The sequence below is a fragment of the Acetobacterium malicum subsp. dehalogenans DSM 11527 genome (genome assembly GCF_000472665.1).
Lineage (GTDB): Bacteria > Bacillota > Clostridia > Eubacteriales > Eubacteriaceae > Acetobacterium > Acetobacterium malicum.
The window spans coordinates 24,867-49,914 of the sequence record NZ_AXAC01000004.1 but is presented as its reverse complement, the minus strand read 5'-3'; the positions used below and the strand labels follow the sequence as shown (position 1 = coordinate 49,914).

The 25,048-nt window shown below is 44.4% G+C and carries 19 protein-coding genes, 1 pseudogene and 1 riboswitch; of the genes and pseudogenes, 9 read left to right on the top strand and 11 right to left on the bottom strand.

What is annotated here, in order from left to right; all coding sequences use genetic code 11:
* Positions 1-12 precede the first annotated feature (12 nt).
* From A3KS_RS0101395 to lpdA, 5 genes are all read left to right on the top strand, one after another.
* Positions 13-1,974 (top strand): sigma-54-dependent Fis family transcriptional regulator, encoded by a 1,962-nt coding sequence (locus A3KS_RS0101395; protein ID WP_026393369.1) that lies wholly within the window; start codon positions 13-15, stop codon positions 1,972-1,974.
* Positions 1,975-2,194: 220 nt separating this feature from the next.
* Positions 2,195-3,181, top strand: coding sequence for a thiamine pyrophosphate-dependent dehydrogenase E1 component subunit alpha (locus A3KS_RS0101390; RefSeq protein WP_026393368.1), 987 nt, complete (start codon positions 2,195-2,197; stop codon positions 3,179-3,181).
* Positions 3,178-4,152 carry an alpha-ketoacid dehydrogenase subunit beta gene (locus tag A3KS_RS0101385; RefSeq protein ID WP_026393367.1) on the top strand — a complete coding sequence of 325 codons (975 nt, stop codon included), beginning with the start codon at positions 3,178-3,180 and terminating at the stop codon, positions 4,150-4,152. Before A3KS_RS0101390 ends, A3KS_RS0101385 begins: the two co-directional genes overlap by 4 nt.
* A gap of 43 nt (positions 4,153-4,195) precedes the next feature.
* Positions 4,196-5,509 carry a dihydrolipoamide acetyltransferase family protein gene (locus A3KS_RS0101380; RefSeq protein WP_026393366.1) on the top strand — a complete coding sequence of 438 codons (1,314 nt, stop codon included), beginning with the start codon at positions 4,196-4,198 and terminating at the stop codon, positions 5,507-5,509.
* A 22-nt stretch (positions 5,510-5,531) separates the two neighbouring features.
* On the top strand, positions 5,532-6,917 hold the full coding sequence (gene lpdA / locus A3KS_RS0101375; protein WP_026393365.1) for a dihydrolipoyl dehydrogenase: 1,386 nt from the start codon (positions 5,532-5,534) through the stop codon (positions 6,915-6,917).
* Between the two features lie 79 nt (positions 6,918-6,996).
* Here lpdA and A3KS_RS0101370 read toward each other — a convergent pair whose 3' ends face one another.
* The 5 genes from A3KS_RS0101370 to A3KS_RS0101350 all read right to left on the bottom strand — a co-directional run bounded on the left by A3KS_RS0101370 (position 6,997) and on the right by A3KS_RS0101350 (position 12,176).
* Entirely contained in the window at positions 6,997-8,184 is a 1,188-nt protein-coding gene (locus A3KS_RS0101370) for an MFS transporter (RefSeq protein ID WP_026393364.1), read from the bottom strand.
* A gap of 122 nt (positions 8,185-8,306) precedes the next feature.
* On the bottom strand, positions 8,307-9,272 hold the full coding sequence (locus A3KS_RS0101365; RefSeq protein ID WP_026393363.1) for a uroporphyrinogen decarboxylase family protein: 966 nt from the start codon (positions 9,270-9,272) through the stop codon (positions 8,307-8,309).
* 66 nt (positions 9,273-9,338) lie between these two features.
* A complete protein-coding gene (locus A3KS_RS0101360) occupies positions 9,339-10,427 on the bottom strand; it encodes a uroporphyrinogen decarboxylase family protein (RefSeq protein ID WP_026393362.1) in 1,089 nt (362 codons plus the stop codon).
* Positions 10,428-10,509: 82 nt separating this feature from the next.
* Entirely contained in the window at positions 10,510-11,496 is a 987-nt protein-coding gene (locus A3KS_RS0101355; protein ID WP_026393361.1) for a uroporphyrinogen decarboxylase family protein, read from the bottom strand.
* Positions 11,497-11,546: 50 nt separating this feature from the next.
* Entirely contained in the window at positions 11,547-12,176 is a 630-nt protein-coding gene (locus tag A3KS_RS0101350) for a corrinoid protein (RefSeq protein WP_026393360.1), read from the bottom strand.
* A 168-nt stretch (positions 12,177-12,344) separates the two neighbouring features.
* Here A3KS_RS0101350 and A3KS_RS0101345 point away from each other — a divergent pair, with 168 nt between their 5' ends.
* The gene (locus tag A3KS_RS0101345; RefSeq protein WP_026393359.1) at positions 12,345-13,004 is read left to right on the top strand and encodes a TetR/AcrR family transcriptional regulator; all 660 of its coding nucleotides are present in this window, start codon (positions 12,345-12,347) and stop codon (positions 13,002-13,004) included.
* Between the two features lie 89 nt (positions 13,005-13,093).
* Here A3KS_RS0101345 and A3KS_RS0101340 read toward each other — a convergent pair whose 3' ends face one another.
* The 6 genes from A3KS_RS0101340 to A3KS_RS0101310 form a co-directional block, all read right to left on the bottom strand.
* A complete protein-coding gene (locus A3KS_RS0101340) occupies positions 13,094-13,765 on the bottom strand; it encodes a vWA domain-containing protein (RefSeq protein WP_026393358.1) in 672 nt (223 codons plus the stop codon).
* A 76-nt stretch (positions 13,766-13,841) separates the two neighbouring features.
* Positions 13,842-14,876: a macro domain-containing protein gene (locus A3KS_RS0101335; protein WP_026393357.1), complete on the bottom strand. Its 1,035-nt coding sequence runs from the start codon at positions 14,874-14,876 to the stop codon at positions 13,842-13,844.
* Positions 14,877-15,088: 212 nt separating this feature from the next.
* On the bottom strand, positions 15,089-17,458 hold the full coding sequence (locus A3KS_RS0101325) for an ABC transporter permease (protein WP_026393356.1): 2,370 nt from the start codon (positions 17,456-17,458) through the stop codon (positions 15,089-15,091).
* 1 nt (position 17,459) lies between these two features.
* Positions 17,460-18,218, bottom strand: a complete 759-nt coding sequence (locus tag A3KS_RS0101320; RefSeq protein WP_026393355.1) for an ABC transporter ATP-binding protein — start codon at positions 18,216-18,218, stop codon at positions 17,460-17,462.
* A 157-nt stretch (positions 18,219-18,375) separates the two neighbouring features.
* Entirely contained in the window at positions 18,376-19,683 is a 1,308-nt protein-coding gene (locus A3KS_RS0101315; protein WP_026393354.1) for a HAMP domain-containing sensor histidine kinase, read from the bottom strand.
* Between the two features lie 49 nt (positions 19,684-19,732).
* The gene (locus A3KS_RS0101310; RefSeq protein ID WP_341349819.1) at positions 19,733-20,467 is read right to left on the bottom strand and encodes a response regulator transcription factor; all 735 of its coding nucleotides are present in this window, start codon (positions 20,465-20,467) and stop codon (positions 19,733-19,735) included.
* Between the two features lie 1,564 nt (positions 20,468-22,031).
* Positions 22,032-22,164: riboswitch (molybdenum cofactor riboswitch) on the top strand.
* Between the two features lie 172 nt (positions 22,165-22,336).
* On the opposite strand from A3KS_RS0101310, the gene A3KS_RS0101305 reads away from it, so the two are divergent.
* The 3 genes and pseudogenes from A3KS_RS0101305 to nuoF all read left to right on the top strand — a co-directional run.
* Positions 22,337-22,849: an NADH-quinone oxidoreductase subunit NuoE family protein gene (locus A3KS_RS0101305; protein WP_026393352.1), complete on the top strand. Its 513-nt coding sequence runs from the start codon at positions 22,337-22,339 to the stop codon at positions 22,847-22,849.
* Entirely contained in the window at positions 22,846-23,211 is a 366-nt protein-coding gene (locus A3KS_RS0101300) for a (2Fe-2S) ferredoxin domain-containing protein (protein WP_026393351.1), read from the top strand. The genes A3KS_RS0101305 and A3KS_RS0101300 overlap by 4 nt, the downstream gene beginning before the upstream one ends.
* 15 nt (positions 23,212-23,226) lie before the next feature.
* Positions 23,227-25,035 (top strand): annotated as a pseudogene (gene nuoF / locus A3KS_RS0101295) (NADH-quinone oxidoreductase subunit NuoF); the annotation flags it as partial.
* Between the last annotated feature and the right edge of the window lie 13 nt (positions 25,036-25,048).

Here is a 25,048-nt window from a genome sequence, read left to right as displayed (position 1 = left end):
GGATTAACTAAGATGGAACCTGATCTGAACAAACTCAAAAACAACTGGCTAAACTTTGCTGAGCATGGCATTCTGGATGGCAATACCCGACCAATTATCCAGCGTTCCTGGGAATACTGTAAAAAAATAAACATGGATGTCAACGGTGGTAAAGGGGAAAGTATTGATGCCCGCCAATTGGAGCAGGTGTTAGCAGAAAACCGGGAACTGATCAAAATCTCCCAGCCGATCATGCAAAACCTTTATGAAATCGTTTTATCTTCCCACTTTGTTTTGGTTTTAACTGACAAAAACGGTGTCCTTTTGGATACCATCGGCGATGAGGTCGTCAGTATGCGGGCTTCCGAACTACGTTTTTTAAAAGGCACCGTCTGGACCAATGATGCGGTGGGCTCCAACGCTATTGGCATCGCCCTGGATGAAGATGGGCCGGTTCATGTGGTCGGCGCTGAGCACTACTGTGTTTCTCACCATACCTGGACCTGTTCCGCCACCACCATCCACAATGTCAAAGGGGAGATCATCGGCATCCTCAATATGTCTGGCGAAAGCCACAAGCTCCACTCCCATACCCTGGGGATCGTGGTGGCTGCGGCTTACAGCATCGAGAATGAACTGGCGCTATCCCATACCTATCGATCGATGTCGGCCTCGCTGGACAGCACCGAGGATGGGATTCTGGTCACCGATGAAAACCTGACCCTCCAATGGATGAATGTCGGTGCCCAGAAGGTCCTTCATCTTAATATGGACGAATTCAACGACATCGGTTTTCAAAAAATCTTTAAAAAAATGGACGTTGCCGGCGAAATCTGGAATAGCGACGAAACCACCCGTTACTATACCGATGTCACCGCTCATATCGACAATCGTAAAATTCAATGCAGCGCCAATGTCTCCAAGATTCTGGAAAATGATAAAATTCAGGGTTACTCCATCGGCATCCGCGAAATCAAACATCTTCACAGCGCCGTCAACCGGGTCAGTGGTAACGTGGCCACCTATACCTTTTCCGACATCATCACCCAAAACCCACAGATGCGGATGATTATCAAAACGGCTGAAAAAATGGCCCGCTTTAAAAAATGCATCCTGATCGAAGGCGAAAGCGGTACCGGTAAAGAAATGTTTGCCCACGCCATTCACCGGGCCAGTGCCTTTGCCCAGGGCCCCTTTATTGTGGTCAATTGCGCCTGCCTGCCCCGGGATCTGGTCGAAAGCGAACTCTTCGGCTACGTCAAAGGGGCATTTACCGGAGCCCTCAGCGAAGGCAAGCCGGGGAAATTTGAATTGGCCGAAGGCGGTACCATTTTTCTCGATGAGATTGGCGAAATGCCACTGGAAGTTCAGGCTAAGCTGCTGCGGGTGGTGGAAACCTGCACTGTTTCCCGAATCGGCAGCCAAAGCGAACGCAAGCTGAATATCCGGATCATTGCCGCCACCAACCGTAATCTGGAGCAGGAGGTCAAAAACAAGAGCTTCCGGGAAGATCTCTATTTCCGTCTGAATGTGATTTATCTCCACATTCCGCCACTGCGGGTGCGGGGCGATGATATTGTCTGGGCCGCTTCTCACTTCCTCGACCGCCTCAACCGGGAATATCCCGAGCATACCAAAACCTTTTCTAAAGAATTTCTGGAAGGTCTTAAGCTTCATCCCTGGCCGGGCAACGTCAGAGAACTCCAGAATTATATTGAACGAACCTTTTACCTGTGTCCCGAACTGATTATCTCAAGCGATTATCTGCCCACACCGCCACCCCGTCAGCTCGCCGAAACCAGCGTCCTACCAATGGCCACCAGCCCGACCCTGGACGATCTGGTCAAAGCCAATCTGGAAAAAATTCTCAAAGAAACCCAGGGCTGTGTCGAGGCCTCCGCCGAAATGATGGGCTTGAGCCGGGCTTCCCTGTACCGGAAAATAAAAAAATACAACATCGATATCAAAGATTATCGTTACATGTCTCAAATGTGAGAATTTTCTCATTCTTGAGACAAAAGATTCGCAATTATGAGATACGCCTGAGCAATCCGGCGTATCTTTTTTTGTTCAAAAAAGTCCACTCTCAAATAAAACCCCATTTTAAAGCCATTTCAAAAAAAATCCCGCTTAATTTAAAAGTTGGCACGGTTCTTGTTATTAGATAAGTTATCTAAAATCTTTGGATAATACAAAAAAGGAGAACATTGAATTTATGAAACTTGATAAAACAATTATCAAAGACATGTACATCCGCATGAAACGGATCAGGGAATTTGAAACAAAGGCTATGAACCTTTTTGCCGAAGGGGCGATCCCCGGTTTTGTACATCTTTATTTAGGTGAAGAAGCGGTTGCCACCGGCGTCTGCCAGGCCCTTAACGATGAGGACTACATCACCAGTACCCACCGTGGCCACGGTCACATCATTGCTAAAGGCGGCGATCTGAAATACATGATGGCCGAACTATACGGAAAAGAAACCGGCTACTGCAAAGGTAAAGGTGGCTCCATGCACATTGCCGATGCGACCAAGGGCATTCTAGGTGCCAACGGCATCGTCGGCGCCGGCCATAACCTGGCTGTCGGAGCCGGTTTCAGTGCTCAATACCGCGGCACTGACCAGGTCTGTGTCTGCTTTTTTGGCGATGCTTCAACCAATCAGGGAACCTTCCATGAATCCATGAATCTGGCTAGCATCTGGAAACTGCCGGTTATTTTTGTCTGCGAAAACAATGGCTATGGTATCTCCATGAGTCAATCCCGTCATCAGGCTATTAAAGATATTGCTGACCGCGGTAGCGCCTATGGTATTCCCGGCATCTCGGTGGATGGGAATGACGTGATTGCGGTTCACGAAGCTGCGGTAGAAGCCGTTAAACGAGCCCGTAACGGCCAGGGTCCAACCCTGATCGAATGCAAAACCTACCGCCACCGCGGCCATTTCGAAGGCGATGCCGGTAAATACAAACCAACCGAAGAGCAGGAAATGTGGATGAAAAAAGATCCCCTGCCACGGATTGAGAAACACATGATCGACAGCGAAATCGTCACGGCTTCCGAACTGAAAGCACTCCAGGACTCCGTCGTTAAGGAAATTGCTGAAGCGATTGAATTTGCCAATGCCAGCGCTTATCCGGAATTATCCAGTGCGGTTAAAGATATTTACTATGATATTGTTGAGGAGGTTCGTTCAAGATGAAACAAATGACATATGGAGAAGCCATTCGTGAAGGAATGCGGATTAGAATGCGGGAAGATGAAAATGTTTGTATTTTCGGCGAAGATGTCGGAGCCTTTGGCGGCTGTTTCGGTGTCACCGCCGGTCTTTTCGATGAGTTTGGTGATAAACGGGTTCGGGACACCCCTATTTCCGAAGGCGTTATCATCGGCTGTGCCGTCGGTTCGGCTGCCACTGGCTTACGCCCCATTGCCGAGTTGATGTTTATTGACTTTTTAACCGTCGGGATGGACCAGTTGGTGAATCAGGCTGCTAAAATGCGTTATATGTTTGGCGGTAATATTTCCGTGCCGATGGTTGTCCGTTTACCCGGTGGCGGTGGTGTCAGTGCCGCGGCTCAGCATTCCCAGTCATTAGAAGCCTGGTTAACTCATGTTCCCGGATTAAAGGTTGTTTATCCATCTACGCCACAGGACGCTCTGGGACTGATGCTCAGCGCCATCGATGACGAAGATCCGGTCATGTTCGTTGAACATAAAGCGATGTACGGCATGAAGGGCGAAGTTGATGATGTCATTGTCCCGATTAAATTGGGTGTTGGCGACATCAAACGGGCAGGAACCGATATTACCGTAGTCGCCACAGGTAAAATGGTTCATGAGGCTCTTAAAGCAGCAGCTAAACTTGAGAAGGAAGGGATTTCCGTTGAAGTCATTGATCCCCGAACCCTCTATCCGCTGGATAAGAAGATGATTTTCAATTCGATTGAAAAGACAACCCGGGTAGTTATTGCTACTGAAGAAGTCAAACGCGGCAGCTTTGCCGGGGAATTGGCCGCGATGATTTCGGAATCCTGCTTCTTCAATCTGGATGCCCCAATTAAACGGGTCAACGCTCTGGATACCCCAATTCCCTTTGCACCCAACCTGGAAAACTTTGTCCTGCCCAACGACGTCGACATCTACAATGCCGTCAAGGAAGTGATGGCTTAATTTTTAAGGTTATCAATGAAATCAAAAAAATACGGAGGTTATTATGGCACAATTAATCGTCATGCCCAAGTTTGGGCTGACAATGACAGAAGGCACCATTGCCAGCTGGAATGTGGCTGTGGGGGATGCGATTGCCGAAGGCGATATTCTCTGCGAAATTGAAACTGACAAACTGACCAATGAATTTGAATCCCCCAAAGCTGGGGTGCTACTAAAAATTATCGAAGACGACGGCGCAACCGTTACCTGTCTGGAACCGATTGCGATCATTGGTGAAGCCAATGAAGATATTTCCGGCTTATTATCCGGTAGCGCTGCTCCCAGTGCCGATGAAGCGGTGGCACCCGTCGCTGCTGCGGTTATTGCTGAGCCGCCTGCTAAAACAGCTGGCGGCCGGATCAATGCCTCCCCCTTAGCTAAAAAACTGGCTAAAGAAAAGGGCATTGATCTTGCCTTAATCACCGGTACCGGCAATAAAGGCAGCATCACCGTGGACGATGTCAACAATTATGCACCGACAACCGAAGCTGACCAAAAGATCTCTGTTTCTCCGGTTGCCCAAAAAATGGCCGCGGCGTCTGGTGTTGATTTAAGCACCGTATCTGGCGATGGTCGGATTATGAAAAAAGATGTGGAAGCACTGTTAACCCAATCGTCAAAAACCGAAGCAGCGCCAGAAACCATCCCGCTTAAGGGAATGCGCAAAACCATTGCCAAACGAATGAGCGAAAGCTTTCTCACCTCACCCCGGGTCACCTATACCCGGCCGCTGGATGCCACTGCCATGAAAGAATTCCGGACAAAACTAAAACCAGCATTTGAGAAACGAGGTCTCAAGCTGACCTTCAATCATATCATCATGAAAGTCTGCGCCCAGGCCTTGCTGGAATTCCCTCATCTTAATGGTAGCCTGGTTGATGATACCCTGATTCTCCATCCCCATGCCCATATCGGCCTGGCAATCGGACTGGATTCGGGACTGTTGGTACCCAATGTTAAGAACTGTGACTGCAAATCACTTTCTCAGATTGCTGAAGAAACTGAAAAATTGATTGCCGAAGCCAAATCCGGCCGCACCAAGATGGATGACCTGAGCGGCGGAACCTTTACCCTGACAAATCTGGGGGCCTATGGGATCACCTCTTTTTCGCCAATTATCAATCAGCCGGAGCTGGCTATTTTAGGCATCGATGCCATGGTCGATACGCCGGTAGTAGTCGGTGGTCAAATCACCATTCGGCCAATGATGAATCTCAGTCTCACCGCCGACCATCGCATCATTGATGGGGCTTTGGCAGCTCAGTTCTTACAGCGAATTGGGGAATATCTTGAAAACCCCGCGCTACTGTTGGTTTAACGCTGTGAAAGAAGGTAAAAATATGAACCATATTGCTATCATTGGTGGCGGCCCCGGGGGCTATGTGGCCGCTATTCGGGCGGCCCAGCTGGGTGCCCAGGTCACCCTGATCGAAAAAACAAAACTGGGCGGCACCTGTCTTAATGTGGGGTGTATTCCCACCAAGGCGCTGCTCCATTCTGCTGAGGTGCTGACTGAAGCGAAAAATTCTGAAAGTATCGGACTACTCATCCCTGAGGTTGGTTTTGACTGGACAAAAATCCAACAGCATAAGGAACAGATCAGCACTAAACTGGCGGGCGGTGTCAAGGGCCTGCTAAAAGCCAATGGGGTTAAGATTATCGCTGGCACAGCGCAGTTTTTAAACAATGAGGTCTTGCTGGTGACTGAAGCGTCCGGCCAAACTGACGAATTGCAACCAGATAAGATTATCATTGCCAGCGGTTCGATACCGGCTCTTCCGCCGATTCCCGGTATTGATCATCCCAACTGCCTGGATTCCACTGGAGCCCTGTCTTTGGATCACGTTCCGGAGCGACTGGTGATTATTGGCGGTGGCGTCATTGGTGTGGAAATGGCATCAGTTTATAATCAGTTTGGCGCCAAGGTGACCATTGTCGAAATGCAGCCCGGAATTCTGCCACTAATGGACAGCGAACTGGGGGAAATGTTACGGAAAAAACTGGTGCGAGATGGGATCGAAATTTTAACCGGTGCTCAGGTATTGTCGATTGATGGCAATGACCAGCAGATGACCGTTAACATCAACAAGGATGGTAACAATAGTGCCATCAGCGGTGAAAAGGTATTGGTGGCAATTGGCCGAAAAGCCGAATTATCAACACTGGGACTGGATAACACGACCATCAAAACCGATAAAAAGGGCATTCTTGTGAATCCGAAAATGCAGACGAACGTCCCCAACATTTACGCCATCGGCGATTGCCTGGGGAAAACCATGCTAGCTCATGTGGCCTCACAGCAGGGGGAGATCGCTGCTGAAAATGCCATGGGCCATGAGGCCAGCTATGACGAAAAAACCAACCCTTCCTGCGTCTATACCAGTCCCGAATTTGCCGGGGTGGGCCTGACCCAGGAGGATATCCGCGGCCATGAAAGAGACTACTCGATCGGCCGGTTTCCGCTGGCGGCCAATGGCAAATCGCTGATTATGGGTGATACCGAAGGAATGGTAAAGATTATCGCTCATAAAAAATATAAAGAAGTGGTGGGTGTCCATATTCTCGGGCCCCGGGCCACCGATCTGATTGTCGAAGGGGCGCTGGCGCTGCGGCTGGAATCGACGGTGGAAGAAATTATCTCGACCATTCATGCCCATCCCACCGTTGGTGAAGCGATTAAAGAGGCGGCCCTGGCTGCGGAAAATAGGGCCATTCACTGGAAGTAATTCAAATACAAACAAGCACAGGCAAAAGTCGTTGAGAACACTTTTTCCTGTGCTTGTTTGTATTTAGTATTGATAGAAATTAATTAATTTTTTCTTTTGGTGCTACGATTGCCGACATTGGATTCAAAAATATAAACAGAATTCCAAGAACTGCCAAGATCACCATTCCTGCAAGGATTGGTCCCTTGAGAGCATCACCAGTAATTGATGTAGTTATAGCAATCCAATAAGTTGATAAAAATGCAAATAGATTCATTGCCGCTAGAATAATCGATGTTGCCAGAGCCTGTTGTGAAGGTTTTACGATCATACTGACAATCATGAAAACAGCTGGCATGCCGATTGAAAATGCAAAACCCGCCAATGCTGTTCCAATCGTAACTAACACAACGTTTCCACCGAATAAAACCATTGCTATTCCAATAGCAGCTGCAAATAAACCAATTGAGAGAATATATTTCTTTGTTGCTTTAAATATCTGCCCAAATAGGGCACCCGCTGCCATTCCACCAATTGTATAGAAAGCCAGAACAATTCCAGCCGTCGTGGAATCACCTAGATTTCCGGCTTCCAATAGTGATGACATATTAACAAGCAACGGATAGATCAGCATGACTGAAAATCCAAAAACACCTGCCACCAGCCAAAGCTTTCCAGATATTTTTTCTTTTGTTATTACTTTTCCTGCTTCAATCGAAGCATTCTGTTTGGGCGGTTCAGGTAAGAAGAAGATAACAGCCAGCAGAGAAAGAATACCAAGTGCATGTGGTAAAAAAGCGAAATTCCAACCAAAACCTGCACAAAACCCACCTAAAAATTGAAGAAACATTCCACCAATATTCATTAGAAGTGTAATCATACCCATCATAGATGCAACTTTATCGCCTTCATAAAGACCCATTGCCAGAGCATTCGGTAATGGTGAAATAATCCCCAGACCAATACCAAAAACTGCACGTTCGATCAGTACCACTGTCCAGTCACTCGCAAAATACGGGGCAACGCCTCCAATAATGAAAAGTAAAATACCGACGATGGCGAGGTTTTTGTATTTTACCTTATTCCCCGCAAGGCTACCGGCAATCAGTGTTGCCGGTATGACAGTTAGCGATGGCAAAGTTGAAACCAATAATAATGTTGTTAATGATTCTTGGGGAAAGGCTCCAAAAATTACATTAAGCGCTGGAGTAACCGTTCCTACTCCCATTGTGATAAAAGCAATAGCCAATACCGCAAATCCAGATAAAGCTGATGTTTTTTGATTCATAGTTAGTCTCCTTCAGAATAATTCAAATTTGGTACTTTTTTTATTTAACTTCACGACCCGAACCTTCATATTGTTTTTAATCGACTAACAATATGAAGGTTCAAATCGATTGTTTTACTATACTATTGGTAAACAACACGTCCATATTTATTAAGCTCGTCCAATACCCATTTCATTTTTTTCTGCGAATCTTCACTGCTACCACAGATACCACCATCCCAAAATATCAACGCACCATTTTTGCCATAATCATCAATGGCCTGATGTACCGATTCTCTGACTATTTCCTCGGATGCGCCTGGTAAAGCTGCCGCTGAATGACGGTCCCAACCTCCAGTAAGCACTAATTTATTTCCATATTTTTCTTTTTTTTGCATTAAACTCTCATTTAGTTCCGGTAACTGACAAACATCAACGCCAATTTCTAAAAATTCATCGATCAAAAATTGACAATTTCCACAGCAATGAAACTCTGCCAGGGCACCGATCTTATGAATGGCATCAACAATCCTTTTAAAATAAGGTTTGTAGAGCGATCTCCATATTTCCTTCGAAACAAATGGCCCATTTGCAGCTGCTAAATCATCTCCGGTAAAAACGATATCTGGTTGAATATACTCACCAAAATAGTTAACAACCTCTACCAAAAAATCCGTTATTGCAGAAATAAACGCTTCCAATTCTTCCGGTTCTTCATAAATTGCACATAGTCCGTCTACCCATCCGATCATATCAATTGGAATCAGAAATATCCCATTGGTATTAAGCATGGCAATATTAACCTTTTCCGGATCAGACATCCTCTTAAAACGTTCTGTCATTTCTGGCCAGTCGAGTTCCGCCACCTTTGGAAATTTAACGGTCTCACGCCACTGATCCAGCGTCTCCATTGCCCTCCAGTGTTCGTCCGGCATTCGACCGGCATCATTTTCGACCCACCGGATATTGCAAAAATCAGTTCCAGTCGCCGGATCCACTGCCATCCAGAAATCAGGCATAAACACATTACTCTCTTCAACAAATGAAGGAACCCACAGCGGTTTTTCTCCTTGGGCAGCCATTAAATAATTTTCACGTTTACTGATCATGTTCTTTTCTCTTTTCATCCTTTTGACTTCGCAAACATTATCCAAATTGGATCCATGATGTTAATCTCATTCACTCAAATATTTTCGACTTTCTTCGTATAAGGCTTCTCTTGTTTTGATATGAATTGCATAATCACCAGAAAAAACCTGTTTTTCTGGGATTGCCCCAACGTACTTCTTAACAAATTCTCTTCCCGTCTCAATTGCCGCGGCTTCATCAACATCCATCGGTACCTGATGATAGGCGCCCAGCATGATCCTACCCCCGAACTGTTTATACAGCCTGTCAAAATCGTTTATTTCTTGTGGTGTCCATGCATCCACTCCTGCTTCTATCATCGCCGGTACCAGCTTTCCACTTTTCCCACAACTATGTAATTCAACAAAAAGACCCAGTTCATGAGCATAGTCAACAACGTCTTTCAAGTGTGGAACGATTAAGTTGCGACAGGCTTCCAACGAAAAGAAAGAGTTTCGTGAAGTTCCCCAATCATCATGAAAATAAATTACATCCGCATTAAAATCAACCTGATAGTGTTTTATCATTTTTTTGTATATTTTCACGCATTCTGTAAAGAAATCATGAACTTCGTCTTCTACTTCCTCATCAATCATGGTTATCGCTGCATTTTCAAAATCCAACAATGAGATCAATCGTTCAAAAAATCCCGTGAATATCCAAGCTTGGACTAGGTTAGGGCTATTATAGGCGTAATCTTTATTACGTTCTGCACTTTGAGCCCAATCCCACGAGTCAACATCCGGTAGTGTGATTTTATCTCGCCACTCCGATATATTTCTTAGGGTCGGTTTTCCTGGTATTACCATTGATCCCATCGCTGAAGGTTCATAAACCCACTCAACACCAAAACAATCTTTTCCACCTTTTTGGCTGTCATCCATATAATCACCCGATTCAGCGCTAACGATAAAGCCTCTGGCAATTGCATCTGGATAACAAGCTGGGCATAATGTAGTAAGGTCATAATAATTTGGCAACCATAGCGGTTTTTCACCTTTGTATAGAGCCTTGTAGTTCTCTTTTGGTGTAATTGGCGTATTATAGATTGGCGTTGCCGGTACTCCCGGAAATAGGCTTGGATACTCACCCGTTGGTTCTAATTCAGCTTTTGAAAATTCTACTCTTTTTATCATACTCTTCCTCTTCAAATTATTTATTTCACATAATAACGAATGCGATTGAGTGTTTTACGTATCATCATCTTTAGGGATAATGCTAGAACATTTCTTTACTCATTTTATCAATCTGCTTATCTATTTCTTCATATACTCCTGGAAAATGACTCATTGCCCCGCCGTGAGTTATACAAGGAATATAGAACGACTTACCATTCGCTTTGCAAGCACGCTCGACATCCTCTGCAATTCTTTCAGGTGTCCAATCCGGGAAATCCAGTTCGCCGCTATGAAGTCCACCCATAAAGGATATCTGACGACCATAATTATTAATCAGTTCTGGAATATTGTTTGTATTCATAACTCCCTGAAAAATATCGATACCCATCTCAATCATTGCTGGAACGAGGTTTGCAGCATAGGAATCACTATGGTGAACAATCAGCTCCACCCCGTTGGCTTTATAATAACCGTAGATTTTTTTGTACGCCGGTACGAAGAACTCTTGGAACATTGACGGAGAAAGAAATGAAGATATCTGACTACCCCAATCATCATGGTGGAAAAGAGCATCCGGATGGATCCGATCGATTAGTATTTCAGCAAATTCCAATTCAAATTCTGTAATGTAATTAATCAGTTCATGCATTGCTTCCGGTTCTTCATAAAAAGCCATTAATGAATTCTCCATCCCCATCATGTGATGAGTCATTTCAAATAATCCCGGAGCATACATTGCCGTAACAAACTCTTCATTTCGATTGATTGCATTGGCATGCGCAATCGCCGGTGCCCAAGATTCATCATCCGTTGGTATTAAAGGCTTCTTTACATATTCCTTCCATTTTGTAATGTCTTTTATGACGAGATGTTCTTCATCATGTACTGGGAATCCACCAATTTGTCCTTCCATAAATGTCCATGTAATTCCCCAGATATCTTTGCTGGTTGGACCTGGCATCATCGGAATACCCGTCATCTGGAATGCCGCTTCAAAAATCATATTAAGAAATTCATACTGTTTTACAAAGCGGTCCGGTTTACCGCCCTTTATAGTCTCTAATAAATTTTGTTTTTTTGTAAGCATTCTAATTCCTCCTGTTAAAATTTAAAGATGCACTTCTCATCAACATAATCTTAAACACTGATGATTTCTTTTGCTTTGACAGCGGCACTGCCGGCATCTGGTGCAAATCCATCGGCTCCGATTTCTGCCGCATATTCCGGGGTAACCGGTGCACCACCAACAATTACCTTTTGATCAGGATAAGCAGCTTTGATGGTTTGTACCGCTTCTTTAAGTGCCGGCATAGTTGTGGTCAAAAGACCCGAGCAGGCAACTAGTGTTACCCTTTCGTTTTCTTTGATTGCTTCAACAAATTTTTCTGCTGGTACATCGACCCCAAGGTCAACCATGGTAAATCCAGCGCTCTCGATCATCATAGCAACCAGATTTTTTCCGATGTCATGTAAATCGCCAGCAACCGTGCCAATAATGCAGGTTCCCAATGAAGTTTCGCTATCCCCTGCTAAAAGTGGTCTCAAAACGTCGACGCCTTTTGCCATTGCTTTAGCAGCTATGAGCATCTCCGGTACGAAAATTTCGCCTTTAGAAAATTTGTCTCCGACAACACCCATAGAATCTACCATTGCCTGGAGGATCATAGCAGGTGTACTGCCTTCATCTAAAGCTTCTTGTACCAGAGCCGGTACGAGTTTGGTTTTTCCGATTTCTACCTTTGCTTTTACTTCTTCAATTTTTGACATTTTCTTTCTCCTTACCTTTATTTGCTGAACATGTTCAGTTTTATGTGTATTGTAACGCTTTACGATTTTATTGTCAATAAAATTCTGAACATGTTCAGCTCGTTTTCTTTTGAAAAAAAATACACTCTTTGATATAATGTTAAAAAATCTATCATTACAGGAGCATCCATGTCGACTCAACGTGAAAATATCTTAACTACGGCAACTCAATTATTTTATGAACACGGTTATGATGATACCTACTTTTACCAAATAGCCGAAGTTTTAAATATAACGAAATCTTTGATTTCTTATCATTTTAAAACGAAATCTTCATTGGCCAAAGAAGTGACAGAAACTTTTTCTGTTAGAAACAAAAACATCATTTCTTTTAAACTCTATCAGACATATTTTTGCAACAATAAATTTGATTTACAATTAAGTACGGCCATTGAAATAAGGCTTTCGACAGCTTTGATTTTGCAGGATCCAAAAGTTTCCCGCTATATTAGAGAAAGTGCTGATGGACACTATGAAGATATGTTTACACCACACTATAAAAGTTTTTATAAAATCCACGACCGCCAATATCACCTTAACATCAACCGTCAAAATGATGAAATCAGCATGCTGGCCAGGGGTGCTACCGCAGCATCTAACGCGATCATCATCGATTTTATTAATAATATGCTCAATTGTACTTTGGAAGAGTGTCTTGACTATATCGTTGAGATGAATTTTCGGTTTATGCGTGTGGATGAAAAAAGAATTGCCGAAATAATTGATCAGAGTAAAGAAATAATTAAACAAGTAGGCTTTATCTTCAAACCCTACTTTATTATTGAATAATTCAACAATAAAGCAGATGAGGTTTAAGTCCTGAATAGTCAATCAAAAAAAATACTAACGGTAATCACACAATTACCGTTAGTATTTTTTTAATTATTCTTATTTCCCCGCCGTTTAAAATCCTCATCAATCTCAGCCTTCCAGCTAGCGGGAATCGGGTTGCTGGCTCGCATTTCACAAACCACATCGCTGACCACCTTGTAGTTTAAACGGGTTCCGGCCCCGTCAGCATGGTAATTGGCGGCTCGGTCGGCGCTGATGCCAAACCGGGCAGCAGTTTCGATGGCATCGATATTGGCGCCCAGAAAAATGAATTCCCACTGGTACTGGGTTTTCTCCCGTTCAATCAGCTTCTTGATCTTTTCATAGCTATATTCCCGGCTGGCATTCTCCAGCCCATCGGTGGTGATCACAAAAATAACCTGATCCGACCGATATTCCGGCTGGGTGTAGCGCTGGGCGTTGACAATCTTGCCGATGGTTTTTCCGATCGCATCCAGCAGGGCGGTGCAGCCGCCGACATAGTATTCATTTTCAGTAATCGGGGCAACGCCCTGGATATCAATCCGGTCGTGGAGCACCTCATAACCATCATCAAAAAGCACCGTCGTGACCCGGGCATCGCCGGGCGCTTGTTGTTGTTTTTTGAGCATGGCATTGTAACCGCCGATAGTATCGCTTTCCAATCCTGACATTGAGCCGCTTTTATCCAGAATAAAAACCAGTTCTGTTTTAGTTGTTTCGTTTTCGTTGGTGTTCATCGTATTATCCTCCGTTTCTTTGATAGCTAAAGGATAACACGATTAGCCAAGCCGTTGGTCGCTTTCAAAACGACAATCAGGCACCCAGCAGAGCCTGGTCAAAGGCAAACAGGGATTCGTTGATTTCGTAGATATCATAGTTTTCGGCACTGATAAAATATTCAATGATCAGGTCAAACTCATGACTGTGGGACAGGGTATAGCCAGCCCGCCCCAGCAGATCATGGGTCTCGTCGAGGTTCAGTTCCAGGGCAATGGCAAAGGCGATCGCGGTAGCTTTACTGGGATTATAATCCTTTTTGCTGCGGATCTTCGAAAATAGCTTCCGGTCAATATTGGCTTTTTTATAGGTCTCTACATCGGTCATGCCCTTTTCGTCTATCAGCCGCAGCAGCATTTCCGAAAACGACTCGTCCAACTGCCCCAGCACATCGGCCAGACTTCTTTTGACTGTTACCGACGGGGCCGGCATAAAGGGCTGATGTTCCGCCAGCTTTTCTTGCGGAGCGGTCATGCGAACCCGATTATACTGAGACAGCTCCGGCTCAACTTCCATATTTCGCTCATAAACCAGATGTTCATCCACATAGTGGTCATCAATATATTTTTCAATATCATTAAACAGCTTCTCACTGAAAACAAAGGCCTTTTTATCAAAAACCACCAGATAAACCTGCAGCTCATGTTCCAGTAAAAATTCCGCGATGGCTGCCACTGCAATCTTCAAGGCCTGATCCTTAGGATAGCCATAGATGCCCGATGAAATCAGCGGAAAGGCAATCGTTTTGCAATTCTGTTTCAGGGCCAGTTGCAGGGAACTGGTATAGGCCCGGTGCAGCAGCCGGGCCTCGTCGGCACCACCGCCCTGCCAGACCGGCCCAACGGTATGGATGATGCGCTTTGCCGGCAACTTGTAACCGTCGGTGATCACCGCCTCACCCACCGCGCAGCCACCAATCTGGTCACACTCAGCCTGGAGCTTGTCCGCCCCGGCGGCAGCAAAGATCGCCCCACAGACGCCGCCGCCCATTTTCAGACCGGTGTTAGCCGCGTTGACAATAATGTCCACCGTCATTTTAGTAATATCGTTGCGGATGATTTCAAATGGCATCTTCTACGCACCATCCCTTCATTAGCTCAATCATTATTTCAATTATATTTTTTATTATATCAGAGTACTCGATAAAATTAATCCCTTTTTGAAAAAAAGCCATGATGCCCACAGGTGGCGTCATGGCTTTAAATAACTATCTTATGCTCAAATTTAGTAGGCTTTTAGCATTTTTGTTAATCTTTTTTATCATTAGTTTGGTTATTGGCTTTTTAATCCACTCCTTCTTCAAACATCTGGCAGGGGCTGATCTTTCTGATCTTGCCGGCAACAATCAGCACTGTTACCAGTCCCAGCAGGCTGATTCCGATGGCGGTGAGTATTACCAGACTGGGATCGACATAAAAATCGCAGTTCAGGATCCCATTGGCCGCCAGCATCAGCGCCAGCATCGGATTGGTGGCAAAATATCCAGCAATGGCCCCCACCACCGCAGCCCCGATGATAACCGGCATCTGACTGATTAAGATCTGCCCGATCAGTTGATAAGCGGTAAAACCAAGGGCTTTAGAGACCCCCAGTCGGGTTCGCTCGCGCAAGATCCGCACCCGGATCACCAGAAATAGGACAAACACAATAATCACGGCAATAATCCCCAGACAACCGGTCACGACAATTTTTATCGACGCTTCAAAGGAATCCAGCATCATTTCGATGGACGCAAAATAGCTGTTGGTTTGTAGTTTCTCGGTTCCGTATTGATTGTTTATTTTAGTGACAAACTTTTCGGTATCCTGACCCTCCGCCAGATAGATCATCAGATTTTGCTCCTGATAGGACGGTACCAGTTTTTTCATCCCGGCGGTGGTAATGGCAGCGCCTCGGCCCAGCATATTGAACTGCTGGGTGATTCCCACCACCAGAAATTCCCGGGTTGTGCCGTTATAGTCGATCGATACCGTATCCCCCATTTGAGCGCCCAGATTATCCAGCACAATGCTGGTGATGGCGATCTCATTATCATGCACCGGCATCCGGCCCTTCACGCAGGTGTTAACTTTCAGGCGGCTGTAGTCTGCCGTTACCCGGGTATTGGCACTGCTTTCCTTATCTTTAAATTTAATCATGCCATCAAAAGAATTGAGCCTGATGGTATCTTCAACCCCCGGCATCGCGGCGATTTCATCGAATATCTCAGCTTCATCCGCCAATGCCGTCACTTGAACCTCAGCGGTTTCCAGTCCAATTAATTTGATCATGGCGGTTTTGTCCACTGAAAAATTATAGTAGGACACCAGCGAAAACACGGTTACCAGACTCAGCAGCATGATGATCAACCCAGCAATGAGATTCTGCCGTTTATTAAAAATCAGTGACTTAAAACCCATGGCCGTATTGAGACTTAATTTAGTCTGATCCAGCGGGATGCGATTTTTCCCAAAATGATGGGTTTCGATACCGCTACGCAGGGCTGTTAAGGGGGTAATTTTTTTAATTTTTGCGGCACTGAAGTAGGAAATTCCCAATACCGCGATCGTAATCACGCCCAGACTTGCCAGCACCGCCTGGGGATAAAGTCCGGTGGCCCAACGCAGCCCGATTGACGATGACACCACATTGGTAATCAGCGGCGAAATCAGCAGGGCGGCGGCCAGCCCCACCATAAATCCGACCGCGGTCATCAGCAGATATTCCACCAGAATCGAACCAAGAATCTGCCTTGTTGTATAGCCCATGGCTGCCAGGGTACCGATATTTTTAATATTGTTTTCAATGTGGGTGGTGGTGGAAAACTTGATGACAATGGCGGCAATCGCCAGAATGATAATCGAGAAAGACAATAGCACCGCCATAATGATATCGATAAAGATGGCCACCCCCGTTTTCATTGTTCCATAACTAAGGGAGGCATAGCTGCCGGTGCCTTCCGGCATAATCGTTTTTATTTCTTTGATATACTCCGATTCAAAGGCTTCGGTGCCATTAATATCATCGGTGATCACCGCAATGTAGCTGCATTTTGAGCCATACTCCGGCTGCGCCAGGAATTCCTGGAACTGCTGATCGCCCAGAAACAATTTATACATGCTGACATTGGAAGGACTGGCAAACATCAAATCTTCATAGAAACCCGCGATCTCAAACTCGGTACTGGCATCATCCACGGTCATTTTTAGGGTATCACCGGTTTGATAGCCATTGGCTACTTTCAAAACATAGGGTACAATGACCCCATTTTTCGGCATCTGGTCGGCCGGATCGATGATCTTCACCTGGGATATCTCCCGGGCGGTATCCAGATTTAGAAAGACCGCCGGGATACTGTTGGCCTCTTCCCCAGTACTTACATTCTGAAATGAGGACGACATCGACATCATCCCCTCTTCCCGTTCACTGTAGGAATAGGCTTCGATCGATTGATAAATATCCTGAATCTCCTGATCGTGGGCACCGTCGGTGATTGCGATCAGATGTGCGCCATTGGTTTCGGCATTTTTTTCATCAATAAAGCTGTCCATATTTGACAGCACGCTGATGCCCACATAGAGAAAAATAGTGGCAATCGCAATCAGGATGATCAGGGTGGCCGTGGCCACCTTGGCCTTTTTGATATTATTGGTCGCAATCATCAAAATGTTCATACTACCAACCCATACTTTCCAGAAATTCCCGCAGGATTTGATGGCGGTCCGGATCGTCCTTACGATAGGCGCCCAGATTCAGCTCATCGATGATGACCCCATCTTTTAAATACAGAATGCGGTTGGCCCGGCGGGCCGTTTTGATATCATGGGTCACCATGATAATGCTCTGGCCCGAGGCATTGACCTCGGTCATCACATCCAACACATTGATGGCATTGGTCGAGTTGAGCGCCCCAGTGGGTTCATCCGCAAAGACGATTTCCGGGGCATTGATCAGCGCCCGGACAATCGCCACCCGCTGGGCTTCGCCGCCGGAAAGCTGGGACGGATATTTATGATAGCAGGCATCACTTAACCCCACCTGCTGGAGCAATTCCTTGGCCCGGTTGGCAATGGCCTTTTTATCACGGCTGACCAGCAGCCCCGAGATCATAATATTATCGAGCACGGTCATCGTGTCATTGAGATAGATCTGCTGGAATACAAAGCCGCAGTGCTTTCTGCGAAATACGGCCAGCTTGTCATTGGAATAATTGGAAATCGCTTCGCCTTTAAAATCAATGGTTCCCAGGGTCGGCTTGTCCATCCCCGAAAGGGCATAAAGAAGGGTCGATTTTCCCGAACCCGAGCTCCCCATGATGACGGTAAAGTCACCGGCTTTAATTTCGATGTTAAGATTTTTTAAAACATGCTGCATGATGCTGCCGTTTGAATAGGTTTTACTGAGCATTTCTGCCTTTAGAATTGTGTTTGACATTCGTTCCTCCCGATTGACTAGATTGGATCTTTATCCCGAAGATAAAAGACCATGGTCGGCTTTTGCTTTCCATGGCCTAATTATATTTCAAATGTTCTTAACCGGTCTTTTGCCAACTCTTATTAAATTCTTATCTGTTTCTTAACTGGCAAGACCATCACACTACTCTGATGCCCAGTTCCACCGTGAAGCCATCCTCATTATAACAGCGGATGCTACCGCCCATGGCGGCCATAAACTGCCTGGCCAGATAGAGGCCCAGCCCCGATCCCGGGGTGTTTTGGATCGATTCCCCGGACCCCCGAAAAAACTTTTCACACACCAGCGGACATTCATCGGGATCGACCCCCGCCCCATAATCTTTGATCTTTATGGTTAGCTTTTTATCTGTTTTGTCCAGATTAAACCAGATATCGATATCGGTATCGGCATATTTATAAGAATTGCTGATGATATTGTCAATCACCTGACCCAGCCGCAGCGAATCACAAAAAATCAGACACGCCGGCAGTTCATTTTTAAAGTGGATCTTCCCAAAATTATCCATATCGGTAAACATTGAAACGATCACGGTACTGGGTTGCTCACTGACATTGACCTTCAGCATTTCCAGTTCTTCCAGGGTGGCGTGGAAGAGATTGCTGATCAGCGCGTCAATAGTATCGGCTTTGGCATCGATCACCGCAATTTTTGCGATACTTTCGCTGATCGTTGTTGCGGTTGACCCCGATAAATCCCCCGCTGACAATTGTGCCAGCTTGATCTCAAGTAACTCACAGATGGCTTTAATGGTAGCCACCGGGGTTTTGATGTCATGGGACAGTTCCGCCACCAGCTCTTTCTTGCTGATATTAGCCTGATATTCACCCTGCCGGGCCTTTCTCAGTTCTTCCCGCATCAGATCAAAACTTTCCGTGAAAGCGCCAAAGTAATTGCCCCGATCCATCGGCAGCCGGAACTCCAGATCACCGTCGGCAATTTTTCGGGCAAACCCCTTCATCACCCCAAAGGGTCTGAGAATCGTCGTATGTACCCGCCCGATAAGCAGATAAACCATCAGCATGACCAGCCCAAAGGTAAGGGTGATCATCACAATCAAATTTCTTTTCATGGTTGCTTCTTCACTACCGTCGGTCCGAATGATGATCTTGCCCAGCAGTTCTTCCTGGCCATCCGCTGCGGTTCCGATCAAATCAATGATCGTCTGTCGATTCCTGATACCATCAAACAGAAGGGCCTGATAGTTTTCGTCGGTCACCAGGGCAATCTGGTAGGACATGCCACCGTTTGTACCGGATTCTTCTGCATCGCCAGCGTGCCAGTCTTGTTCGATGGTTTTAGCGACCTGGTTAATCTCGGTAACATCGACCCGATTGATCTGGGAGGCATTGATGGTGCCGATTACAGCCAAATAAGCTCCTAGCATGATCACCGTAAACAGGATCACCATATTTCTAATTTTCATACATTTCCTCTACTGAGTATTCTCTTTTGTTTAAAAAGCACGACCACAGCTATTCGTTGTCCCCAGTCTCGAACATATATCCGGTGCCCCAGATGGTTTTAATCAGCCTTGGCTGGTTGGGATTTTCTTCGATTTTCTCACGGATTTTCCGGATATGGACATTCAGGGTGCCGTCACTGAAAAACGCGTCCCCCCAAATTTTGGCGAACAATTCATCTTTAGCAATCACCCGGTTTTTATTTTCATAAAGGTATAAAAACAGCTTGAATTCCTTGGTTTTGAAGCCAACATCTTTGTCATAGCGATAGACCTTCATGGCATCCTTATCGATTCTCAGGTTGCCGCAACGATCCGGCGCTTCTAATTGTGCACTGACCACATCACTGCTCCCGGATTTTTGCGCCGCCCCATCATAGCGTTTGATGATAACCTTCACCTTGGCCAGCAGAACGCTGAGGGAATAGGGTTTTTTGATATAATCATCGCCACCGATATTCAAGGCAATCAGGACATCATCATCACTCTGCCGGGCACTGATAAAAAGAATCGGCACATCGGTATTTTTTCGGAGTGCTTTACACAATTCAAAGCCGCTGTCAATTCCCAGATTGATATCCAACAAAATCAGTTTAACCTGATTGTTTTCCATGAATAAGACACACTCATCAAAATTTGTCACAACGGCGCAGGTCAGGCCAAACATTTCAAAATATTCGCAGGTCGCTTTCGCCAGTTCCACTTCATCATCGACAATTAAACAATCCCAGTTCACACTTACTCCCATCCCCCGACCTGGTCGGGAAAGTCATCACTTTTGATTATTCTGATAATCCTTTGTTAAATGATACCATTATTGCGCTGTAATTGCATCTGGTTTGCTTCTTCCAGATAACTGTTTGTTTGTGATTTAATTCAAAAGTAAAATTATAATGATCTCAAGTAAGTATTTTTTTGTTCTGTGGTTTTTTATTTTTTTAAATCCATTTAATCGTTTTTTTAGTAATTTTTTAACCGGTTGGATAATATTTTAAATCTCTATTTTTTTACGAATATACGAAATTTCATTCCTTTAAGATCAAGCGCTTTTACTAAAAATTGCATAATTATAAGTATTTTTTGACTTTTCTTAATAATATTTAAGTATCTTCGCCTCAGAGACGACACTTTTTATGAGATTTGCTGTAATTTTACGCAGTATTTTAGGTTATCTATTCCTAAATTTTACACTCACTATTGAGCAACGGAGAACAGTTATTCAAATAGATTCTGCACCCAAAAATGATTCGTTCGTTAAAAAACAAACAGGTTAAAAGCTGATAAACACCAGCTTTTTAAACATCGTTAATTATTTATTTAACGATGTCAGCACCTATATTTCCGAACTTTTCAGTAAAATTCGACCGCGTCCGACGTTCGATATTTTTCTAAAAAAAGAACCTTTGGCACTGTGAAAAAATATTCAGTTCTTCAAATTAGGATTTTTTTGTACATTGGCTTAAAATTAACAATCGAATAGCCTAAATACAATAATACCGATCAATTAATTACTAAACATATCTAAACATAACTATAATTATCTATTCGTGTCTATTTGGAAATTAGCTCTTTTGCACGCTTAACACCCTTTTCGTTAAATGTTTAACAACGAAAATATAAAGTTATCTTAATCGATATTTTTCTCCAGCAAATTGTTTGTTATGTAACAAACAACTTGTTTTCCACTCCATGTCCTCCCTCAAATGGCTTTAAAGACCTATTTTCTAAAAATTAAGCGCATCAGGCTCTTTTTTTTATCTGGATGAATTATTTTCCAACTTTTTGATTTTATTCTTCCCATCTTTACTCGGCAACTGATCATCAGTTCAAAAGCAAATGTTTCGAACTAAAAAAATGCTTAACTTTTTTGCAGCTCGAGGGATTTTCTTCATCAGGTAAAAAAATTTAAATATAGCTTTCGTTTTTTATTGAGTCAAGAGAATTTTTCCCCCTATAATTCCTGATTATTAAATCCAGGATTATAACGAGTAAAATTACTCATGGCCTTTTATTTCATTTATAGTGAATTTAATATTTTACCCTTCGTCCTATTATTATTCTTCATGAATCCTCTCTTCATTTTTGTTCCCTTCTTCCCCAGAAATACTTACGCTCCCTGTTCGATCAGTTGTTATTATTGCTCCAACTGAAAAGCCATATTTATTGCCGTTTTTAGACTTTTTTTCCATCTTAAAGTTGGGATAGCATTCTCTGATCCCGCTATTTCATTTTCGTATATTTTTAATTATTACGATTTAATTGAATAATTCTTCGCTGGACAAAAAAAAATAGCACATGTATAATGTGACCAAATATTGAATTTACTCCAAATCAATGGAGTCTAAGGGTTTGCATTTTTTTGCGATCTATGAGCCATTGATCCGTAGGGTATTATTGGAAACGGTAATGCCTCCCATTGTGGAAAGGAGAAACTATAAAAATAAAAGAGCAAAATATTGATATTATTGATTTGTAATATTTTTATCTTGCTGTTTTATTCGGATTGCCCGTTATGCAATCCTTTACATTAGTTTTAAACTCTAATCTACACAGATTAGAGTTTATTTTTTTGAATTTTTAAAATTCATTAAACAAAAAACTTTAAGGAGGCGGTTTTATGAACGCAAATGCAAGTGGTTGCATGGAAAACGATGAAAGAATTCATTTAGTTATCGACATCGTTGCCAAGCACAAGAATTCAAAGGGAGCATTAATCCCTATCCTACACGAGGTCCAGGGATTATATGGTTATTTACCAGTAGAAGCCCAAGAGATCATTGCTAAAGAAATGAATGTCCCCATTTCTGAGGTATTTGGTGTTATTTCTTTTTACTCATTTTTCTCTTTAAATCCCAAAGGTAAACACCGAGTTTCAATCTGTATGGGAACAGCCTGTTATGTTAAGGGCTCTGGCCCAATTTTAGACAAATTAAAAGAAACCCTGGAGATTGGGGTTGGCGAAACGACCGCGGATGGTGAGTTTACCCTGGAAGACTGCCGCTGTTTGGGTGCATGTGGTTTAGCCCCAGTTTTAACGATTAATGGAAAAGTATTTGGACGTTTAACAAAAGATGACATTCCCGTGATTATTGAAGGCTGTAAAACAGAAGATGGAGGAATTGTTCAATGAAAACTATTGCCGAACTAGAAGCAATCCGACAAAAAACACTTAAAGAAGTGGGCATGCGAACTGACAATGATTCGATCCGAGTGGTTGTAGGCATGGCTACCTGTGGTATTGCCGCCGGGGCACGACCGGTGATGCAGGCATTTTTGACTGAAATACAAAAACGGGACATCCATAATGTTACCGTTACTGCAACCGGTTGTATCGGTGTTTGTAGTTTAGAACCGATCGTTGACATCATTGATAAAGATGGTACTAAGGTTACCTATGTAAATATGACGCCTGAGAAAGTTGCCAAGGTCGTTTTAGATCACCTTGCCAATGGCAAGGTTTGCTCGGAATACACGCTAAAAGAAAATCAATAATATAAATTTTACGAGGAGGAAAACTACATGCAATTGTTTCGTTCACATGTTTTAGTTTGCGGTGGTACAGGTTGTACCTCTTCAAATTCTGAAGCAATAATGTCTGAATTAAATCAAAATCTGGTAAAGAATCAGCTTGATAGCGAAGTTAAGGTTGTCCAAACAGGATGTTTTGGTCTCTGTGAAGAAGGCCCAATTATGGTTATTTACCCAGAAGGCACCATGTACTGCCGAGTTGATGTGAAGGATGTTCCCGAAATTGTGGAAGAACATCTTTTAAAAGGCCGACTTGTGACCCGCTTGCTGGAAGCCAGCAGCCAGGTTCAGGAAGACAATCAAGATATTGAACAGTCCAGTTTCTTTAAAAAACAATTACGGGTTGCCCTGCGAAATTGTGGCCGGATCAACCCCGAAGAAATTGATGAATACATTGCCTTTGATGGTTACAAGGCTCTAGCCAAAGCCCTTTCGGAAATGACACCTGTTGAAGTCATTCAGACCATTAAAGATTCTGGTCTGCGCGGCCGGGGCGGCGGTGGATTTCCCACCGGCACCAAGTGGGATTTCGCGGCCCAACAGGTTAACGATGAAAAATACGTCTGCTGTAATGCGGACGAGGGCGATCCCGGCGCCTTTATGGATCGCAGCGTATTAGAAGGCGATCCCCATTCAGTTATTGAAGCGATGACCATTGCTGGTTATGCCATCGGCGCTACTCACGGTTTTGTTTATGTTCGGGCTGAATATCCGATTGCCGTTCACCGCCTGCAAATTGCCATTGACCAGGCTCGCGAATATGGCTTATTAGGCGAAAATATTTTGGATACCGGTTTTAAATTTGATCTGGAAATCCGTCTTGGTGCCGGGGCTTTCGTTTGTGGTGAAGAAACCGCGCTGATGACCTCGATTGAAGGTAAACGTGGTGAACCACGGGTCCGTCCGCCATTCCCAGCCGTAAAAGGATTATGGCAAAAGCCGACCATCCTGAACAACGTTGAAACCTTTGCCAATATTCCAGAGATCTTATTAAAAGGCTCGGAGTGGTTTGCCAGCATGGGCACCGAAAAAAGCAAGGGCACCAAGGTATTTGCGGTTGGTGGAAAAATCAATAATACCGGTCTGGTGGAAATCCCCATGGGCACCACCCTGCGGGAAGTTATTTATGAAATCGGCGGTGGCATTCCCAATGGCAAGAAATTTAAAGCGGCTCAAACCGGGGGGCCTTCTGGTGGATGTATTCCGGCCAGCCATATTGATACCCCTATCGATTATGAATCATTAATCGAATTGGGTGCGATGATGGGCTCCGGCGGACTGATCGTTATGGATGAAGATACCTGTATGGTTGATATCGCCAAGTTCTTCCTGGAATTTACCGTTGACGAATCCTGCGGAAAATGTACCCCTTGCCGCCTAGGAACTAGACGGATGAAGGATATTCTGGAAAAAATCACCCTCGGTAAAGGCGTGATGAGTGATATTGACGAACTGGAAACCCTGGCTCGCGATATCAAGGCATCTTCCCTGTGTGCCCTGGGTCAGACCGCACCCAACCCGGTTTTAAGTACCCTGCGATATTTCCGGGATGAATACGAAGCCCATATCCGCGATAAAAAGTGTCCGGCCGGCTCCTGTAAGGCTTTATTAGCCTATGAAATCATCGAAGAAAAATGTAAAAACTGCGGCCTTTGTCTGAAAAATTGTCCCGTTAGCGCCATTACCGGCAATAAAAAAGAAAAGATTCCCTTTGTCATCGATCCAACCCTGTGTATCAAGTGTGGTGTATGTTTTGAAAAATGCCCTGTTGACGCAATCAAGAAATAAAAAAGATTTAATT

What these genes read in the sequence shown, in the direction of transcription:
- A3KS_RS0101395 (WP_026393369.1), top strand. Translation starts at nt 13, where the DNA reads ATGGAACCTGATCTGAACAAACTCAAAAACAACTGGCTAAACTTTGCT.
- A3KS_RS0101390 (WP_026393368.1), top strand. Translation starts at nt 2,195, where the DNA reads ATGAAACTTGATAAAACAATTATCAAAGACATGTACATCCGCATGAAA.
- A3KS_RS0101385 (WP_026393367.1), top strand. Translation starts at nt 3,178, where the DNA reads ATGAAACAAATGACATATGGAGAAGCCATTCGTGAAGGAATGCGGATT.
- A3KS_RS0101380 (WP_026393366.1), top strand. Translation starts at nt 4,196, where the DNA reads ATGGCACAATTAATCGTCATGCCCAAGTTTGGGCTGACAATGACAGAA.
- lpdA (WP_026393365.1), top strand. Translation starts at nt 5,532, where the DNA reads ATGAACCATATTGCTATCATTGGTGGCGGCCCCGGGGGCTATGTGGCC.
- A3KS_RS0101370 (WP_026393364.1), bottom strand. Translation starts at nt 8,184, where the DNA reads ATGAATCAAAAAACATCAGCTTTATCTGGATTTGCGGTATTGGCTATT.
- A3KS_RS0101365 (WP_026393363.1), bottom strand. Translation starts at nt 9,272, where the DNA reads ATGATCAGTAAACGTGAAAATTATTTAATGGCTGCCCAAGGAGAAAAA.
- A3KS_RS0101360 (WP_026393362.1), bottom strand. Translation starts at nt 10,427, where the DNA reads ATGATAAAAAGAGTAGAATTTTCAAAAGCTGAATTAGAACCAACGGGT.
- A3KS_RS0101355 (WP_026393361.1), bottom strand. Translation starts at nt 11,496, where the DNA reads ATGCTTACAAAAAAACAAAATTTATTAGAGACTATAAAGGGCGGTAAA.
- A3KS_RS0101350 (WP_026393360.1), bottom strand. Translation starts at nt 12,176, where the DNA reads ATGTCAAAAATTGAAGAAGTAAAAGCAAAGGTAGAAATCGGAAAAACC.
- A3KS_RS0101345 (WP_026393359.1), top strand. Translation starts at nt 12,345, where the DNA reads ATGTCGACTCAACGTGAAAATATCTTAACTACGGCAACTCAATTATTT.
- A3KS_RS0101340 (WP_026393358.1), bottom strand. Translation starts at nt 13,765, where the DNA reads ATGAACACCAACGAAAACGAAACAACTAAAACAGAACTGGTTTTTATT.
- A3KS_RS0101335 (WP_026393357.1), bottom strand. Translation starts at nt 14,876, where the DNA reads ATGCCATTTGAAATCATCCGCAACGATATTACTAAAATGACGGTGGAC.
- A3KS_RS0101325 (WP_026393356.1), bottom strand. Translation starts at nt 17,458, where the DNA reads ATGAACATTTTGATGATTGCGACCAATAATATCAAAAAGGCCAAGGTG.
- A3KS_RS0101320 (WP_026393355.1), bottom strand. Translation starts at nt 18,218, where the DNA reads ATGTCAAACACAATTCTAAAGGCAGAAATGCTCAGTAAAACCTATTCA.
- A3KS_RS0101315 (WP_026393354.1), bottom strand. Translation starts at nt 19,683, where the DNA reads ATGAAAATTAGAAATATGGTGATCCTGTTTACGGTGATCATGCTAGGA.
- A3KS_RS0101310 (WP_341349819.1), bottom strand. Translation starts at nt 20,467, where the DNA reads ATGGGAGTAAGTGTGAACTGGGATTGTTTAATTGTCGATGATGAAGTG.
- A3KS_RS0101305 (WP_026393352.1), top strand. Translation starts at nt 22,337, where the DNA reads ATGAACGCAAATGCAAGTGGTTGCATGGAAAACGATGAAAGAATTCAT.
- A3KS_RS0101300 (WP_026393351.1), top strand. Translation starts at nt 22,846, where the DNA reads ATGAAAACTATTGCCGAACTAGAAGCAATCCGACAAAAAACACTTAAA.